Genomic DNA, 15,554 nt, shown 5'->3' with positions numbered 1-15,554 from the left:
TTATTTTCGCTTCTCAATCGGTAACCAGTCTTGATGTTCAGGGCCAGAGTAATCGGCGCTCGGTCGTATAATTCGGTTATTTTCACGTTGCTCATAAACGTGTGCAGCCCAACCCGTCAATCGGCTCATCACAAAGATCGGTGTAAATAATTTGGTGGGAATATCCATAAAGTGATAGGCCGACGCATGGAAAAAGTCCGCATTACAAAACAGGCCTTTTTCTCGCTTCATTACCGATTCAACACGCTCAGAAACAGCATAAAGGCTGGTGTCATTGACCGATTCAGATAACACCTTTGACCAGTGTTTAATGAGGGCATTTCTCGGATCTGACTCGCGATAAACCGCATGCCCAAAGCCCATGATCTTGTCTTTCGCCTCAAGCATCTGCAGGATCTTCTGCTCAGCTTCACCAGGGCTTTGCCAATCTTGAATCATTTCCATTGCAGCTTCATTGGCGCCGCCGTGCAAAGGTCCACGCAAGGTGCCAATGGCAGCGGTAATGCAAGAGTGGATGTCTGATAAGGTCGAAGCACAAACACGTGCCGCAAACGTAGAAGCATTAAACTCATGCTCTGCATACAAAATCAGTGAACAGTGCATCACTTGCTTATGAAGCTCTGAGGGAGCTTTATCCGTCAGCAATTTTAAGAAATAGCCACCAATACAAGACTCAGACTGATCTTCGGTATCCACTCGCACACCATCATGGCTATAGCGATACCAGTAGCAGATAATGGCCGGAAACAGCGCTAACATTCTTTCGGTTGCTTGCTGTTGTTCTGAGAAATCGAGCTCTTGTTCAAGGTTACCCAATACCGAACAACCTGTTCTCATCACATCCATTGGGTGCGCACTGGCTGGAATAAGCTCAAGGGCTTTCTTGAGAGCATCAGGTAAACCTCGCTGAGCTACCAATGCGGTTTTGTATTGATCAAGCTCTGTTTGATTAGGCAAATGTCCGCGCAATAATAAATGTGCCACTTCTTCAAATTCAGCATACTTGGCTAAATCGGAAATATCATAACCTCGGTAAGTAAGCCCAGTGCCAGACTTACCTACGGTACATAGCGAGGTAACACCGGCGCTTTGGCCTCTGAGTCCTGCGCCTCCAATTGGCGCCGTAGTTTCTAACGACATAATCACTCCTTGTTGCCTATCTGCGCGGTTGACTACTGCTCCATGAAAACGCGCTTTAGACTCTTCATTAATCTGTTATCACGACTGGCGAAATAGCTTGTCCAACTTATCTTCAAAATCGTGATAATTTAGGTAGTCGTATAGCTCTGCGCGGGTTTGCATTTCCCCAAGCAAGGCCTCTTGGTTTCGCTGTTTTAGCAGGTGCGTATAAGTCATTTCTGCCGCTTTATTCATCGCGCGAAATGCTGAGAGTGGATACAGCACCATGTCCACACCAACTTCGGCCAACTCATCGCAGTTATACAAAGGCGTTTCGCCAAATTCAGTAATGTTGGCCAAAATAGGCACATCTTTACCGGTCGCCGACTGCAATGCTTTTGAAAATGCCTGGTATTGGCTCAGCTCATTCATTGCTTCGGGAAAGATCATATCTGCGCCGGCTTCCACACAGGCTATTGCTCGCTCTATTGCCTTATCCATGCCTTCGACAGCAAGGGCATCGGTACGCGCCATAATCACAAAATCGGGGTCAAGACGGGCATCAACACAAGCTTTCACCCTATCGACCATCTCTTGCTGTGTCACAATCGCCTTGTTGGGTCTGTGCCCGCAACGTTTTTGCGCAACTTGATCTTCAATATGAACAGCACCCGCCCCTGCTTTTTCGATAGATTTAATGCAGCGAGAAATATTAAATGCGCCGCCAAACCCGGTATCTATATCGACTAGCAAAGGTAAATCACACGCGTTAGTCACACGCTCGACATCCACCAGCACGTCATTAAGGTCGGTAATACCTAAATCAGGCAGACCATAAGACGCATTGGCAATGCCCCCTCCTGACAGGTAAATCGCTTTATGGCCCGTCTGCTTAGCCATCAATGCGCAGTAAGCGTTAATAGTTCCGACAATTTGAAGCGGATGGTTATCTGCCACCGCCTGTCTAAATTTCTTTCCTTGGCTCATAATGTGTCCTCAATGGATCAATCAATTTCAGATTCGAGTAGGCGACGGCTACCAGAGATATGACGACGCATCAGTATCTCGGCCAGTTCTTCATCGCGGTTTCGAATCGCTTCTAATATAAATTGGTGCTCAAGCAGTGCTTTGTGTGGATCGTTATGCCTTCTAGGAGACTGATAACGGTACATTCGAATGAGGTGATACAGCTCGCCACAAAGCAGTTTTATTAAGTGAGAGTTACGGCTGGCATGAATGATTTGATGATGAAAATCAAAGTCCCCTTGTTGCAGAGCGTATGACTCTCCATCTCGGTTTGCTAGATGGTCGCCATGGGCTTCCAATAACAGAGCCAATCGTTCCACTTCCGAATCGGTAATGTGTTTTGCCGCAAGCCGTGCTGCCATTCCTTCAAGGGATTCACGAACGCAATACAACTCAACCAAGTGTTGCTTAGACACGCTAATCACTCGAGCACCAACATGCGGGATACGTTCAATCAGACCGACCCCTTCCAAACGCATTAACGCTTCGCGCAATGGACCTCGACTGACTTCAAAGCGCTTGGCGAGCTCAGGCTCAGAAATTTTGCTTCCTTCAGCTATGTCGCCACAGACCACAGCTTCAATAAGAAATTCGGTCAGGTTTTCCGATTTTGTTGAGTCTTTTACCAGTTGAGGAATGTTCATCTTCACCTAACATTGTCGACAATTTGTAATTTATGATTAAAAAATAGGCTTATTTTTCTCTTCACACAATCAAATTGTTTACAATTTAGACTAAAGGATAATACGAGACCCTTTGCAATTAGCTTTAGATCACGTTTTTATGGTTCAACTAGCAACGGAGAATTAATTAGGCGTGAAGTGACTGTTCACTTTGAGGGGTTGTAACGAATGGATAATAAAAAGGGACTTAGAGCTAGGTCTAAACCCCTTTTTAAAGATGATAGCAATAGATTAAAGGCTGATGCTATCAGGCATAGAAGCCTTGGCATGGAAAACTATTGTTGCCAGGCGATCTAATTCACGGCTTGTGGTTTCAGAAGTCATCAGCCAGCCCTTCTAATTACGTTAGATTAGATAACACAGCGTCGATATATGGCTTTATCTAAGTTCTGCTTAGTTGTGGCCCATCCATTAATCTATCACTTGCCGATTTTGCTGACGCAAACGGCTGAGTTCAATGGTACGAGGATCCTTCTTGTGTTCATACGCCTGCTGCTCTCTGAGGGCGTTTAGTTTTTTGGCTTTGCGACTTTGAATGATGGCTATACCAGTGCTTACAGCAGTAGTAATTGAGGCAAGTGTCAGTGCTCCTGCAAAATAGATATTCATATTCAATCCTTTGTTGATTTTTGATTAACTTTACAGCAGGAATGGCATGTTTTTGATACTGAAAACCTTGTTTTCAAACTAGAGTTTTGGCTTTTGGTAACAGGGTTTCTGCCAGGCTTGTCGCACGATTGGTTGAAGAGTAAGGATAGATTTCAATAGGATAATTTAACCATAAAATGATATATCGCAAGTTTCCAAAGCTAGAGCAGGAGGATACTGGGCTACTACAGAACATATAGGTAACAATCGAAATGGATAACCTGGTCGAGCGCTTTTTGCGTTATGTAAGCTTTGACACACAATCTAACGAAGCAAGTCAGCAATGCCCTAGCACACAGGGGCAACGTTTACTGGCAAAACAAATTGAATCCGAACTACTCGAACTTGACCTAAGTGATGTCCATTTAGATGATAACGGCTACCTATCTGCTCGCCTTCCTTCTAATGTCACCTTTGATGTTCCTGCTATTGGTTTTATAGCTCATATGGACACAGCGCCAGATGCCTCAGGCAAGGATGTAAAACCGCAGATCATAGACAACTATCAAGGGGGCGAGATAAGACTGGGGAAATCAGGAGAAGTACTGACTCCAGCACAATACCCTGATCTCGAAAAACTGCATGGACAAAGCTTAATCACCACCGATGGCACCACTCTACTTGGCGCAGATAATAAAGCCGGTATTGCAGAGATCATTACCGCTATTGCCTATCTAAAAGCGAATCCACAAATCAAGCATGGTGAAATTTGCATCGGCTTTACTCCAGATGAAGAGATCGGGCGAGGCGCAAATCTATTTGATGTAGAGGCTTTTGGTGCGCAGTTTGCGTACACCATAGATGGTGGGCCTGTTGGCGAACTGGAATACGAAAACTTTAACGCAGCATCAGCAAAAGTAACTTGTCATGGCGTAAATGTTCATCCCGGTACCGCAAAAGATAAGATGGTCAATGCCGCCAATATTGCGGCTCAGTTTCAACTGATGATGCCAAGTGAAGAAACTCCAGAGTGCACCGAAGGTTACGAGGGTTTTTACCACCTAAATTCAGTCACTGGTGCTGTCGCTAAGGCAGAGCTCTCCTACATTATTCGAGACTTTGACCGTGAAAGATTAGAAGCTCGAAAAGCATTCATGCAACAGCAAGTCGAAAAGTTAAACCAGCTGATCCCTAAAGGACATGTAGAGATAAACATCACTGATAGCTACTACAACATGCGCGAAATGGTGGAGCCTCACCCTCATATTATTGAGCTTGCAAAACAAGCGATGCTGGATTGTGATATTGAACCTAACATCAAGCCAATCCGTGGTGGTACTGATGGCGCCCGTTTGTCCTTCAAAGGCCTACCTTGCCCTAACATCTTTACTGGTGGCTACAATTTTCATGGCATTCATGAGTTCGCCAGCATTGATGGCATGAAGCAAGCCGTAGATGTGATTGTAAGAATCGCCGAAAACGCAGCCACTAACGCCCAATAAATAGTGTTTATCTAATATCAACTGATACCCAGCTTCTTGCTGGGTAATCTTTAGACATCGAACCCAATCAAAAGACACTTACAGTCGCTTTTAAAGCTAACCTATATACATCCGTCCTTTAACTAATACCGCGCCATGGCTACCCATTCATCTTTGTTTAATAAGCTCATCGATTGGCATCAAGCTAAACACCCTGATTTCGATGCTTCTAACACACCACAGTCAGACTCTGCGCTCTGCTTAACGTCATTAGTCACCGAGATCCTAGAACCTATTGAAAATAAGTTAGGGTCGGTATCCATCACTTATGGCTTCAACAGCGGTACGTTAAATCGATATATACAACGAGTCAGCCCAAAAGATACAGGACCAAAAGAAGATCAGCACGCCTCAATGGAACTCAACCTCGCAGGTAAGCGCATTTGCCAACGAGAGGGGGCCGCTTGTGACCTATTAGTAGAAGGTTATGAGCAGCGCATGCACCTAGTGGCCAAATTCGTAGCAGAACACCTCCCTTTCGATCGCCTGTACTTTTATGGCTCAAGCAAACCACTGCACATCAGCTTTGGGCCTGACCACAGCCGTTATATTCAATACCGCAAAACGCGAGAAGATGGCAAACGCGTGTTAGGTAAAGTCATTAAACTAGAACAAGCTTCGGTCTACTTCTCAAATGACATTCGATAAATTTCGTCAGGCATTGGCGCCTAGTGGTAAGCATTAATTTAGACTTCTCTGTAGTATATAAATCAAACAGGCATAACCTGTATCGAGCAGGATGTGCCTTCAGATTTATAGAGAGAGATTGATTATGTTTTCAGTTACGTTATTGCCAAGCGACTACAATTCTCAGCTTTGCTCAGACCTAAAAAGCACTCTGTCGCAAAAACTCTACGACTACTTTGATGCCTCTTCAGTCAAGTTTTGGGAATCATGTGAAGAACAAATCATCTTCATTGATGATACCCAAAAAGAAACTAACTGGGGAATCACCATCAACGCCAACAACCGTGTTGTCATTCAAGAGTTCTTAGAGCACATGGATAGCCCAGTTGAATTTAATGTGTTTGAGGCATAGTTAAGCTTATAAGCAAATAATGACAATGGGCGAAGTAGGATGACTCTGCTTCGCCCTTTTCACATCTCAGAATTACGCGTTTTTATAGACTAACTCATTGAAAAAGAGCTACATTGCAAAGAACAGTTTCATTAATGCATAGAGATCGTTAGCTACATGGATGCAGAGTTATTTAAAAAGCTTGTTTCACAAGTAAAGGTAGGCAAAAGCTTACCTGACGCAATTTATCTACATAAAGATGCTTTTGAAGAGTTGCCCCAAACTCTGGTTAAATTTATTCCTGCCGTAGCGAATGCTCTAAAACTAGATGAGTCGGATTGGGACCTAGTCAAGCTGTTCAAAAAAGACTTTCGATTATCCTTACTAAGCTATCCAACGTTTTACTCAGAAGCGTATCCTAGCCTTAAACAAAGCTTAAACGTCGATCTTTCAAAGCTATCGCACAAGATAGTGACCTACAATGAGACTGATAACCCACCCATACTCCACCGCAAGGAAACCATGATCCTACCTTCAAGTGATTACTACGAAGACTTCGTAAACATCACACAGGAAGGTGAGAACGCTGGATTGTATGAAAACGCACGTCTCATTGGGTTTAAACAATCTTGGGAAAACTTGATCCAACGCCACGGATATGAACTAGTTGATGGAAGGCTGTTTCGCTCATCTGCAATTGTAACTGGTAAGCAAGAGAGAGGGATAGACCGCCATAGAACAGCATTAGTCCGGCACGAACTCTCCTCACCGATGAAATCATTAATTAAGCATGGCTACCTTGAAGGCTCATATTCCATTTTTGATTACGGCTGCGGACGAGGCGACGACCTAAGAGAACTAGAGGCTCATGGTATAGATGCTATTGGCTGGGATCCTAATTTTAGACCAGATGCGGAGAAATCAGCCTCTGATATTGTGAACCTTGGATTCGTATTAAATGTGATTGAAGACCAAGATGAACGACTAGAGGCCTTACTGGGTGCGTATGATCTCGCAGAAAAGTTTCTTGTGGTTTCCGTAATGCTCGCAAATGAAAACTACATTGCTCAATTTAAGCCATATAAAGATGGCATCATCACTTCTCGCAACACTTTTCAAAAATACTACGCACAGTCAGAAATAAAATCCTATTTAGAACGAAGCCTAGGGGAAGAAGCAATCACTGTGGCCCCAGGTATCTTTTATGTATTCAAAGATAAGATAGAAGAGCAAGTATATTTACAAGGAAAGTATAAGCGACACCACAAGTGGAATCAGCTGACGACTCCGGAACTGCCCGACTCTAGAGATAAAGCGAAGCTCTTGATAACTCAACATGAGGCTCTATTCGCTGACTTTTGGAAGATCTGCTTAGAACTAGGCCGCATTCCTGCAAACGATGAATTCGAGCAATCTGATCGTATAAAAGAACTCATAGGATCTCATAAGAAAGTATTCAATCTACTAGTCGAAATGCACGGTGAGGATGACTTCAAACAAGCTGAGAAAGAGCACAAAGAAGATTTACTACTTTACTTCGCTATGGCCTTATTCGAAAAAAGAAAGCCATACACACAACAGCCAGAGAGTTTAAAGCGTGATATTAAGGCTCTGTTTATTGACTACAAAGCAGCCCTAGAACTTGCCGCTGAACTTCTGTTCGCCATTGCAGATACTGAACTGATCAATGCTCAATGTATAAAAGCGAACCAAACCCTGCCAGCAAGTCTTCTTAATGACGGACATTCACTCATATTTCACAAGCAGTACATACAAGACCTACCTCTACTCCTAAGAACCTACGTCGGTGCAGGACTACAAATGTATGGAGAACTAGACGATGACATTGACCTTATAAAGGTACACATAACATCAGGCAAGCTCACACTTATGGGATATGATGATTTTGAAGCCTCTGTTCCTTTCTTAGTAGAGCGAATCAAAATCAAAATGGCAGAGCAAGACATAGACTTTTTTGACTATGTAGATGTAAAACGCCGACCACCGCTACTCAACAAACACCTATTAATTCATGAGAATCACGAGAACTTTGAAAAGCAAAAAAGCTTCGACAAACGATTAGCGAAACTTTTAGATATTGATTGGGATAAAGAGGCGATTTTACATCGATCTGAATATGAGGTTTTACTCGATAAGCACAATAAGAAAGTGACCAATTTTACATTGACTAAACTCTAAACCATCAACTTACCGAACCCTGATAAGGAGGCAAGCTAATTCGATATGTCCTCCTTGCTTGTGACTCATCTAGGCCTATAGCAGTCAACACATGAGAAGGGGTGTTCGTCATAGCATTACACGCTGAACCTTGTGAAACCAGCCACTCATGCTTGGAAAAGAACCTCTTAACTTCAGCATCTGAACTAAAAGTAATATTCCAAGTTGTGGAAAGAAGGCGTTCTCCCCCATTTCTTTTAAAGTCAAACTCAGCAATCAAGCCATCAAAATCTCGATGTTGTAGGCTTTTATCTTCCGGAAATGCTTCTACTGCACAACCTAAGCCCACAATCAATGGTGTAGGTGACGTTCCACCTCGAAGTCCAAGTTCCTGGCCTCCTCCATGAATCAAAGGAACAATGTCCGAATCACGAGCATCTCGAATATAGAGCGCACCAATGCCTTTAGGCCCATAGATTTTGTGGCCAGACAGAGAAAGCATATCAATGTCCATGTCATCAACATCGATTTCTGCTTTACAAAAACTTTGAGCAGCATCGGTATGGAAAGGAATGTTATTATTAAAGGCTATTGCACCATATTCCCCAATAGGTTGCATAGTTCCCAGCTCATTGTTTATGTGGTGAATTGAGATGAGTATAGTGTTATCTTTAACAGCATTCATTACGGAAGTGCTATCTATAACACCATTACTATCTGGTGCTATATAAGTAACTTCAAAACCCAATGTTTCAAGAAAAGAACATGTATTGAGGATGCATTTATGTTCAATACTTGACGTAATGATGTGCCCTTTCTCATCTAAGTGTTTAAAGGCAATACCTTTAATAGCAAGATTATTAGACTCACTCGCCCCACTCGTAAAGAGAATCTCACTAGGCATAGCTCCGATTTCATCTGCTATCTTTTCTCTGGCGCGCTGTATCGCTTTAGTTGCATCTACCGCAGCGTGATGAGACGCAGACGGATTAGCAAAACTTTGTTGCTCCCAAGGCTTCATAGCGGCCAAAACCTCATCAGAAACTGGGGTTGAAGCGGCATAATCGTAGTATTTACTCATTATTCTATTTTAGTGAAATTCGTTGACTGTAATTAGGTCTATCTATATCTATCTGATCTTTAGCTAACAATTGTAAGTAAGACATCAAATTTACGATGTACTGCTTTATTTCGGACCTGTAGGGAAGAGTATCATCTTTCAATGCAGAGTGAACTAAAGCCGTCAACTCTCCAAAGTATAAATAACCATTTTCACTTTCTTGCAGACTACTTTTAACGAAACTAAATATTTTACTCGCTTTAAAGCGTCTCTCTATAGCACTAATACTTGATTCAAAGTGAAATATATCTCGATCATGCTCTATAGCAATACTATCTAGTGATGGTTCTGACAAATCAATCCAAGGTAAGTCTGTTACATACAAACCATCATCTATACTATACGTCTGGAGATCAAGAATAGCATCCCACCAACTATCAATCGGAACTTTTACAGTATCACAAGCTTTATTATCTCTTCTATATAATTCTAGTTTCTTTATCAAATCAGCCGTTACTAGTATCGAGTCTTGAATGATGGTCTCAATCAAACTCATGTCGGCATCACTTATATCAACCTTGGTCGATAACTCTAAGTTCCCATAGCCTGCTAATCTCAAACCATTATTCGTAAAATTGGCGCTACCTATGAATCCAAACGCTTGATCTATAATATAAATCTTGGCATGAACTTCTCTATTGAGATAGCATTTAACTCCACTGTAATGCATGGTTTTAATCGCATCTAGATCACAAGATCCGGAAAGAATATCTTCTGGCCTGGCTCGAACTACAAATGTTGCAGGTACACCTAGCGGCAATTTATCAAATAAAAAGTCTACTGCAGGCATGGTTAGATAGGCACTTACAACGACAAGAGAGTTCGCGTCGTTAAACGCGCTCTCTAAGTGTTTCGAAAAGTCTTTTCCTATTAAGCTCATTATGCCAATTTCTCATGTAGGTATTCGTCAAACTTATCATAAGAATAAGTAGATAAATGCTCCCTAGAGAATATCAATGCCTCATGGATGTTCTTCGATAAAGTTTCTTTCTCTGCAATCGCCCAAGAAAATATAAACTTATATATATTACTTCTTTTCTCTTCTTCTATATCGGATAGAAGTAACTCATAGAAAGGATGCCTTACGTTTAAACTTACTACTACTCTTCCATTAAACTGCTTAAAGTCCATCAACATAGTTGATGGTAATTTTTCTAAGCTCACGTTGACAGCTGTTCCCTCATGATAGAGCTGATGAAGAGACTTACCTAATACTGCCCTAGCTGTTTTTAACTTAGTCGTTGCTATTTCAGAATTGGTGTCTTTTCGCATAGATGCCCATAAGGTGAAAAACTCCATAAGAAATTTTTTTTCTAGATTATCCGTAAACCAATCAACACTTTCAAAAAACGCATGTTGCAAGTTAATCTTTACTTCTAGTTCGTTCTGCTCACTAATTTGAAACAAATCATTATCCAATAAAACGGTTGGCTTGAACGTTACAGTCACCCCAGCTGCTTCCGAGTAATACTTTTCTGCTATTGTGGGCTTTGATGAACTGTCGCTGTCTGCTTTTTCTACTTTAGTATATGTCAGTGGACTCTTTAAGGTTCGAGGCGATTTACTCTTAACACGTTTCCTAATGTGAAATTGCAAAGCGATAAGAGACATCGCAATTTGGCCAAGTTTAGCCTTATCTTCGTTATTGAGTCTCCTGACTTTCTCAACAGTAATATCAGCGCCTAGAGAACTTAAAATCTTAGACTTAACTTCAACCAAATGTTCTGGGACATCAACTTCAATTAATCTAGAAGAGTTTGTAACTATATCAACCAATTGCGATGCAAAAGTTACTTTTGTTATTGTATCGACTTCCTTAGATTCCTTAGATTCCTTAGATTCCTTAGATTCCTTAGACTCCTTAGATTCCTTAGATTCCTTAGATTCCTTAGATTCCTTAGATTCTGAAAATATTATTATCTGCTTTGCTTGTCTAAATTTAATTACTTCATCAGAATTTAGCCAAAGCCTTAGTTTTGCTTCTTTAATATCTAAACGATCTTTATTGTATTTGTGTATATGCTTTGTTCTTTCAACTACTTCGTGTAATTTACCAGGTAACATCGTTAGATCGAATTTGGAGTCTAAATTTTTATCGGACGACTCTGTTAGATCACCATTAGAACGTGTAAAACTATCTATTTCAGAGTTAGTAACTGTGCTTTCAGATATTTTATGTTCATTGCTACAAGCCTTTTCCTGTTCTTTTAATAAGGTGGCTATTTTATGAAAATGGTACCGCTTTACGTCTGAAGATAACGCATTCTTGAATTCAATTGAATCCAACTTTTTACAGCTATAGTTATGAAGATGAGCATTTAATCGAACTGTTTCGTGGTACCTTTTCGGTAACATAGACAAACTAAATGAATCATTATTAGTAGGCACGCTTTGAACAAGAACCGTATCGGATTTTACCTTCTTAGATAAAGTTCGATTAATTTCCCGTTGTTCAACTATTTCTCTTTCTAACTTTTCTATTCTTAATTTATAGTTAATTAGTTTCGAGTCATTGTTTTTTATGTACTCAACTATACCTTCTACTGCACTAAGTACGTCTTCAATATTTTTCACACACATATACCATTTCTAGTTGAAAGATGGGCTGCTTGATAATACATGCCCACCTAACATTTAATTACTCATCATCACTTAAATAGTCATGTAACATCTGGCCCCACAATTCCCTTGCAAACTGTAACTGCTTAAGTGAACGCTCTGACAGTGCTTCATTTTCCATGCGAGCCCATGCACCTAAACTAACTTTCAATAGATCACTCTGCTCATTCGGAGCATCAGATATTAACTTTTGATAAAATGCATGGTTTCTATTAATTTGAAGCAAAGTCAACCCATTAAACCTACTAACATCAAAGAATATATTTTGAGCAACTCCAATTTCCTGTATCTTGAAATGCTCATCATTATTAATTATCTCTTCAACTATCGTTTGAGCTTCTGGCTCAGAAATATTGATATCTCTTTTAATTGTTTTTATGATTTCAGGTTTATCTTTGGGTAGTATCTTCTCTTCTGGATCTGGGCCTTTACCACTTTCGCCACGTCTATTATTAACTTGTTCTATTATTTTTTCAAAAATAGGTCTTTCTACTACCCTATCACTAGTTCTACTAACAACTGTCAAATCTAATTTATTAACTTCTTTCGTGACTTCTTTTATCAGCTTCGAGAGACTGTCTGATACTTTATATAACTTTAATTTAGGATCATTGTTCTCTTCCAGATCTTTCTTATAGTCTTCAGAGTTTTCAAATCCTTGTTGTAAAGCGTCATCGTCAAAATCCATAAATTGAAAATTAACTGCTGCTTGCTTATTATTTAAGACTCCAAAAACTTTATCCAGACCAGGCGGAAAATTAACTTCTACGCCCATAAATCTAGCTTTTGTATTAAGAAAATCTTTTGGGAAGAAATCGGTTCTTGTCTCTAGTTCTCTATCGGCCCTTACTATGGATACGCCTGTATTTGTCGCCATATGTTTACCCCATGGCGAACTACCAACGAATTGCCCTGTTGATTGATCCGAGTTCTTAATTGCAGATAAAACCTCTGGTTTAATCATAGACACAACTAATTCAACATCAAAAATTTCCCCCTCGTAAGGTAGCTGCATTATTTCCCGCTGCATAACCTTAAAAGGTGCTTCTCCTTTCATATTACCAGGAAGCTCAGGTAAAGATGATTCATTGCACAGATAAAGTGGATCATTGGACCTAAAGTCAGTTACTTCTAGCGACTCTGACTCTAAGTATTTGCTCATATTTTCATTGTACAAATATGGGTGAAATCGAATTTTAACTTGATTCTGCTCAATATACTTTCTGTACATTCTCCCTACTAAGGCTTCCGAATGCTTGTAAATAGATGCAGCAGTCTTCCATTGCAGTCGATCTAATCTACTCCAAAGAATAAACGTACCTGATTCTGGAAAAATACCTGAACTTAGATGCTCTCGATATTCTAGCGGTAGCTGCGATTCAGTTGGATAAGGGATCGATTCAAGCTTTCCATCCTTCATCATATCGATATCAAGATAAGTATGAATAGGTGTACTTCCTTTTTCCCAGCTCCAAACATCGACTCTCTTACACTGAGAAATACTGGAGTTGGGAAGTCCCATGCCAAACTTTCCCATTCCATTTGGGTCGTCTCGATGCTTAGACCCTCCAAACTCTAGGGCTAAGTGTAAAGTTTCTTTGCTCATACCTTTACCATCGTCAAATATTCCAATCTTTTTAACTCGACGAGTAGTTCGATTTGAGGAAGATAACTCTGAATGTTCAAAGCACATCAAACGTACATTTGGAGCTCCAGCTTGAATACTATTATCTATTAGTTCGGCCAATGCATAGGCAGCATTCTTGTAGCCATTATCTCTCATAGATTCAATAGCTACTGCGCCTCTAATAAAAGGGCGTTCGTTTAAATTAGTCATTTTCTTCAATAACCTCACTCTGGTTTCCACATTTGATCCCAGTATGAAAATGCATGACATACACTTCTGAATTCTGGAATATTGTCGTTAACTGTATAAACTCGGCAATTCGTATTTCCGCCACTACGTTTACCACGCATAGCCCTTCCTGCCATTTGAGAATACTGAACCAACGAGTTAGTCGGCCTAGCAATAATCGCGACATTAGTACATGGAGCATCAAACCCTGCGGTAAGTACGCCATAATTTATGAGCACATTAATTTTCTTATTTTTGTAGTCACTAATAGCAGCAGCACGTACTATCGCAGGTGTGCCGCCATCTATACTTTGGCAAGATATACCCACTCCAGCCAATTGAAACGCCAATTCATTAGCATGCGCAACCGTACATGCAAAAACAATAAGTTGAGCGTTATGCTCTTCTATTTCACTACTTATAGTTTCTAGCAACTTAACATTTCGATTATCATTCGATGAAAGTACTTTCAAAAGCTCCGCATTACTAACTGTTCTATTATTTTTCCCAAATTTTTGATCTACTGACAAATCATCATAGTTAAGCTGAATAAACTCCGCCTTAGCTAAATATTGCTCTTCAACTAAATACTCAAGTGGGGATGTGTATCCTTTTACTATCATCGTAACTTTGTTGTTGTGAAAAAAATCACTCAGCTTTTGGTTCTCATGATGCATTTTTTCGTCATCGCCCATCACTCGACCAGGAGTTGCACTTAACCCAACTAAAAAAGCGTTGTTTTCCGAGTGATTTAGAAATTTCTCAACTGTATCTGCATAAGTTGGAGCGATAGCCTTATGTGCTTCATCAAATATGACTAAAGACGTTTTTCGCCTCAATTCACTATATAAGTAGTCAAGTGCATTCTTATCTTGCTTACCCAAACTACTCAATTTCTGTAGGCCTGCAACTAAAAAGCCGCGATTTAATCCACTAATGGATAGCTCCGAATCTCCAAAATAGCAATATGCAGGGAGACTATGATTTCCCAGAGTACCCCATGCTCTCTCAAATTCTTGAACAGCTTGTTCACAAAGTTCTTTGGTATCTGCTAACCAAACAACCAACTGATTAGGGTTATCTCGTAGAAAGTCACACACGACGTTCATCGAAGTTCGAGTTTTGCCTGCACCAGTAGGAAGATGCAAAAGCACCCTTTTTTCTGATTCGGAGTTTAGATAACGTTTGACTCGAGAAGCACAATCAATTTGATAATCGTAGAGAGGATAAGGAGGGGCAACCTGAGTTGTCCCTCTTACTTTCTCTTTCAATGAATCGTACTCTTCAAGTGATTCAGCTAAGCCTAATGCTTTAAAAAATTTTTCAGGGAACTGTTCGGCCACTACTTTTAATGTTTCATAAGCTACAAAAGATTCTTTTGGATCATACGAGATCCCTTCAATGTTTAACGCCTCTATGATTTCTTTGACTTGCTCTTTCTTGAGCCTTTCAATCACTAAATTACGCATTCCTTCATCAACAAGAAGCTTAACACCTAGGCTATGAAAGATAATGTTTACCAGGTCCAACTTTTCTTTTTGAATTTCACTAAGGCTATCAATAAGGTTGAGTTGTTCTTTAGACAATAAACGATATTTATCACTGTAAGACAAATTACTAATGATTTTCTTTAACATTTACGAACGCGCCTCTCAACAATAACAACAATAACAATAACATAGAGGAAGCTACCTAAATGTGAATTAAGCGGCTTTTCTTGTGAACATTGTTTGTTTATTAACTAAAAATTAACTTTATACTGAATAGCTGTTAATTGCTGATCATTTAACGCCATCACTGCATACTT

General features: G+C 40.4%; 13 protein-coding genes. 4 read left to right on the top strand and 9 right to left on the bottom strand.

Annotated features, from left to right (window positions below):
- The 4 genes from prpC to OCU46_RS06015 all read right to left on the bottom strand — a co-directional run bounded on the left by prpC (position 1) and on the right by OCU46_RS06015 (position 3,437).
- Positions 1-1,140: a bifunctional 2-methylcitrate synthase/citrate synthase gene (gene prpC, locus OCU46_RS06030; protein WP_141270050.1), complete on the bottom strand. Its 1,140-nt coding sequence runs from the start codon at positions 1,138-1,140 to the stop codon at positions 1-3.
- 78 nt (positions 1,141-1,218) lie between these two features.
- Positions 1,219-2,106, bottom strand: coding sequence for a methylisocitrate lyase (gene prpB, locus OCU46_RS06025; protein ID WP_141270048.1), 888 nt, complete (start codon positions 2,104-2,106; stop codon positions 1,219-1,221).
- 17 nt (positions 2,107-2,123) lie between these two features.
- On the bottom strand, positions 2,124-2,789 hold the full coding sequence (locus OCU46_RS06020) for a GntR family transcriptional regulator (RefSeq protein ID WP_141270046.1): 666 nt from the start codon (positions 2,787-2,789) through the stop codon (positions 2,124-2,126).
- Between the two features lie 450 nt (positions 2,790-3,239).
- Entirely contained in the window at positions 3,240-3,437 is a 198-nt protein-coding gene (locus tag OCU46_RS06015; RefSeq protein WP_141270044.1) for a hypothetical protein, read from the bottom strand.
- 251 nt (positions 3,438-3,688) lie between these two features.
- On the opposite strand from OCU46_RS06015, the gene pepT reads away from it, so the two are divergent.
- The 4 genes from pepT to OCU46_RS05995 all read left to right on the top strand — a co-directional run bounded on the left by pepT (position 3,689) and on the right by OCU46_RS05995 (position 8,174).
- Positions 3,689-4,918, top strand: a complete 1,230-nt coding sequence (pepT, locus tag OCU46_RS06010) for a peptidase T (RefSeq protein WP_141270042.1) — start codon at positions 3,689-3,691, stop codon at positions 4,916-4,918.
- Positions 4,919-5,053: 135 nt separating this feature from the next.
- Positions 5,054-5,605, top strand: a complete 552-nt coding sequence (locus tag OCU46_RS06005; protein ID WP_141270040.1) for a hypothetical protein — start codon at positions 5,054-5,056, stop codon at positions 5,603-5,605.
- A 124-nt stretch (positions 5,606-5,729) separates the two neighbouring features.
- On the top strand, positions 5,730-5,996 hold the full coding sequence (locus tag OCU46_RS06000) for a hypothetical protein (protein WP_141270038.1): 267 nt from the start codon (positions 5,730-5,732) through the stop codon (positions 5,994-5,996).
- Positions 5,997-6,152: 156 nt separating this feature from the next.
- Positions 6,153-8,174: a DNA phosphorothioation-associated putative methyltransferase gene (locus OCU46_RS05995; protein ID WP_141270036.1), complete on the top strand. Its 2,022-nt coding sequence runs from the start codon at positions 6,153-6,155 to the stop codon at positions 8,172-8,174.
- Positions 8,175-8,178: 4 nt separating this feature from the next.
- On the opposite strand, the gene OCU46_RS05990 is transcribed toward OCU46_RS05995, so the two are convergent.
- The 5 genes from OCU46_RS05990 to OCU46_RS05970 form a co-directional block, all read right to left on the bottom strand.
- Positions 8,179-9,234, bottom strand: coding sequence for a cysteine desulfurase family protein (locus tag OCU46_RS05990; protein WP_141270034.1), 1,056 nt, complete (start codon positions 9,232-9,234; stop codon positions 8,179-8,181).
- A gap of 4 nt (positions 9,235-9,238) precedes the next feature.
- Complete coding sequence (locus OCU46_RS05985; RefSeq protein ID WP_141270033.1) at positions 9,239-10,153, bottom strand: phospholipase D family protein; 915 nt, start codon at positions 10,151-10,153, stop codon at positions 9,239-9,241.
- Complete coding sequence (locus OCU46_RS05980; protein ID WP_337972455.1) at positions 10,153-11,847, bottom strand: hypothetical protein; 1,695 nt, start codon at positions 11,845-11,847, stop codon at positions 10,153-10,155. Before OCU46_RS05980 ends, OCU46_RS05985 begins: the two co-directional genes overlap by 1 nt.
- 64 nt (positions 11,848-11,911) lie before the next feature.
- Positions 11,912-13,759: an ATP-binding protein gene (locus tag OCU46_RS05975; RefSeq protein ID WP_244311353.1), complete on the bottom strand. Its 1,848-nt coding sequence runs from the start codon at positions 13,757-13,759 to the stop codon at positions 11,912-11,914.
- Positions 13,744-15,384, bottom strand: coding sequence for a DEAD/DEAH box helicase (locus OCU46_RS05970; protein ID WP_141270029.1), 1,641 nt, complete (start codon positions 15,382-15,384; stop codon positions 13,744-13,746). Before OCU46_RS05970 ends, OCU46_RS05975 begins: the two co-directional genes overlap by 16 nt.
- Positions 15,385-15,554: the final 170 nt, after the last annotated feature.

The sequence above is a fragment of the Vibrio comitans genome, from assembly GCA_024346835.1.
Lineage (GTDB): Bacteria > Pseudomonadota > Gammaproteobacteria > Enterobacterales > Vibrionaceae > Vibrio > Vibrio comitans.
This window is presented reverse-complemented; position numbering and strand designations above follow the sequence as displayed.

Excerpts from the sequence above, each read along its gene's own strand:
- prpB (WP_141270048.1), bottom strand. The coding sequence starts at position 2,106 with ATGAGCCAAGGAAAGAAATTTAGACAGGCGGTGGCAGATAACCATCCG.
- OCU46_RS05970 (WP_141270029.1), bottom strand. The coding sequence starts at position 15,384 with ATGTTAAAGAAAATCATTAGTAATTTGTCTTACAGTGATAAATATCGT.
- OCU46_RS05985 (WP_141270033.1), bottom strand. The coding sequence starts at position 10,153 with ATGAGCTTAATAGGAAAAGACTTTTCGAAACACTTAGAGAGCGCGTTT.
- OCU46_RS06020 (WP_141270046.1), bottom strand. The coding sequence starts at position 2,789 with ATGAACATTCCTCAACTGGTAAAAGACTCAACAAAATCGGAAAACCTG.
- prpC (WP_141270050.1), bottom strand. The coding sequence starts at position 1,140 with ATGTCGTTAGAAACTACGGCGCCAATTGGAGGCGCAGGACTCAGAGGC.
- OCU46_RS05990 (WP_141270034.1), bottom strand. The coding sequence starts at position 9,234 with ATGAGTAAATACTACGATTATGCCGCTTCAACCCCAGTTTCTGATGAG.
- OCU46_RS06005 (WP_141270040.1), top strand. The coding sequence starts at position 5,054 with ATGGCTACCCATTCATCTTTGTTTAATAAGCTCATCGATTGGCATCAA.
- OCU46_RS05995 (WP_141270036.1), top strand. The coding sequence starts at position 6,153 with ATGGATGCAGAGTTATTTAAAAAGCTTGTTTCACAAGTAAAGGTAGGC.
- OCU46_RS06000 (WP_141270038.1), top strand. The coding sequence starts at position 5,730 with ATGTTTTCAGTTACGTTATTGCCAAGCGACTACAATTCTCAGCTTTGC.
- OCU46_RS06015 (WP_141270044.1), bottom strand. The coding sequence starts at position 3,437 with ATGAATATCTATTTTGCAGGAGCACTGACACTTGCCTCAATTACTACT.
- pepT (WP_141270042.1), top strand. The coding sequence starts at position 3,689 with ATGGATAACCTGGTCGAGCGCTTTTTGCGTTATGTAAGCTTTGACACA.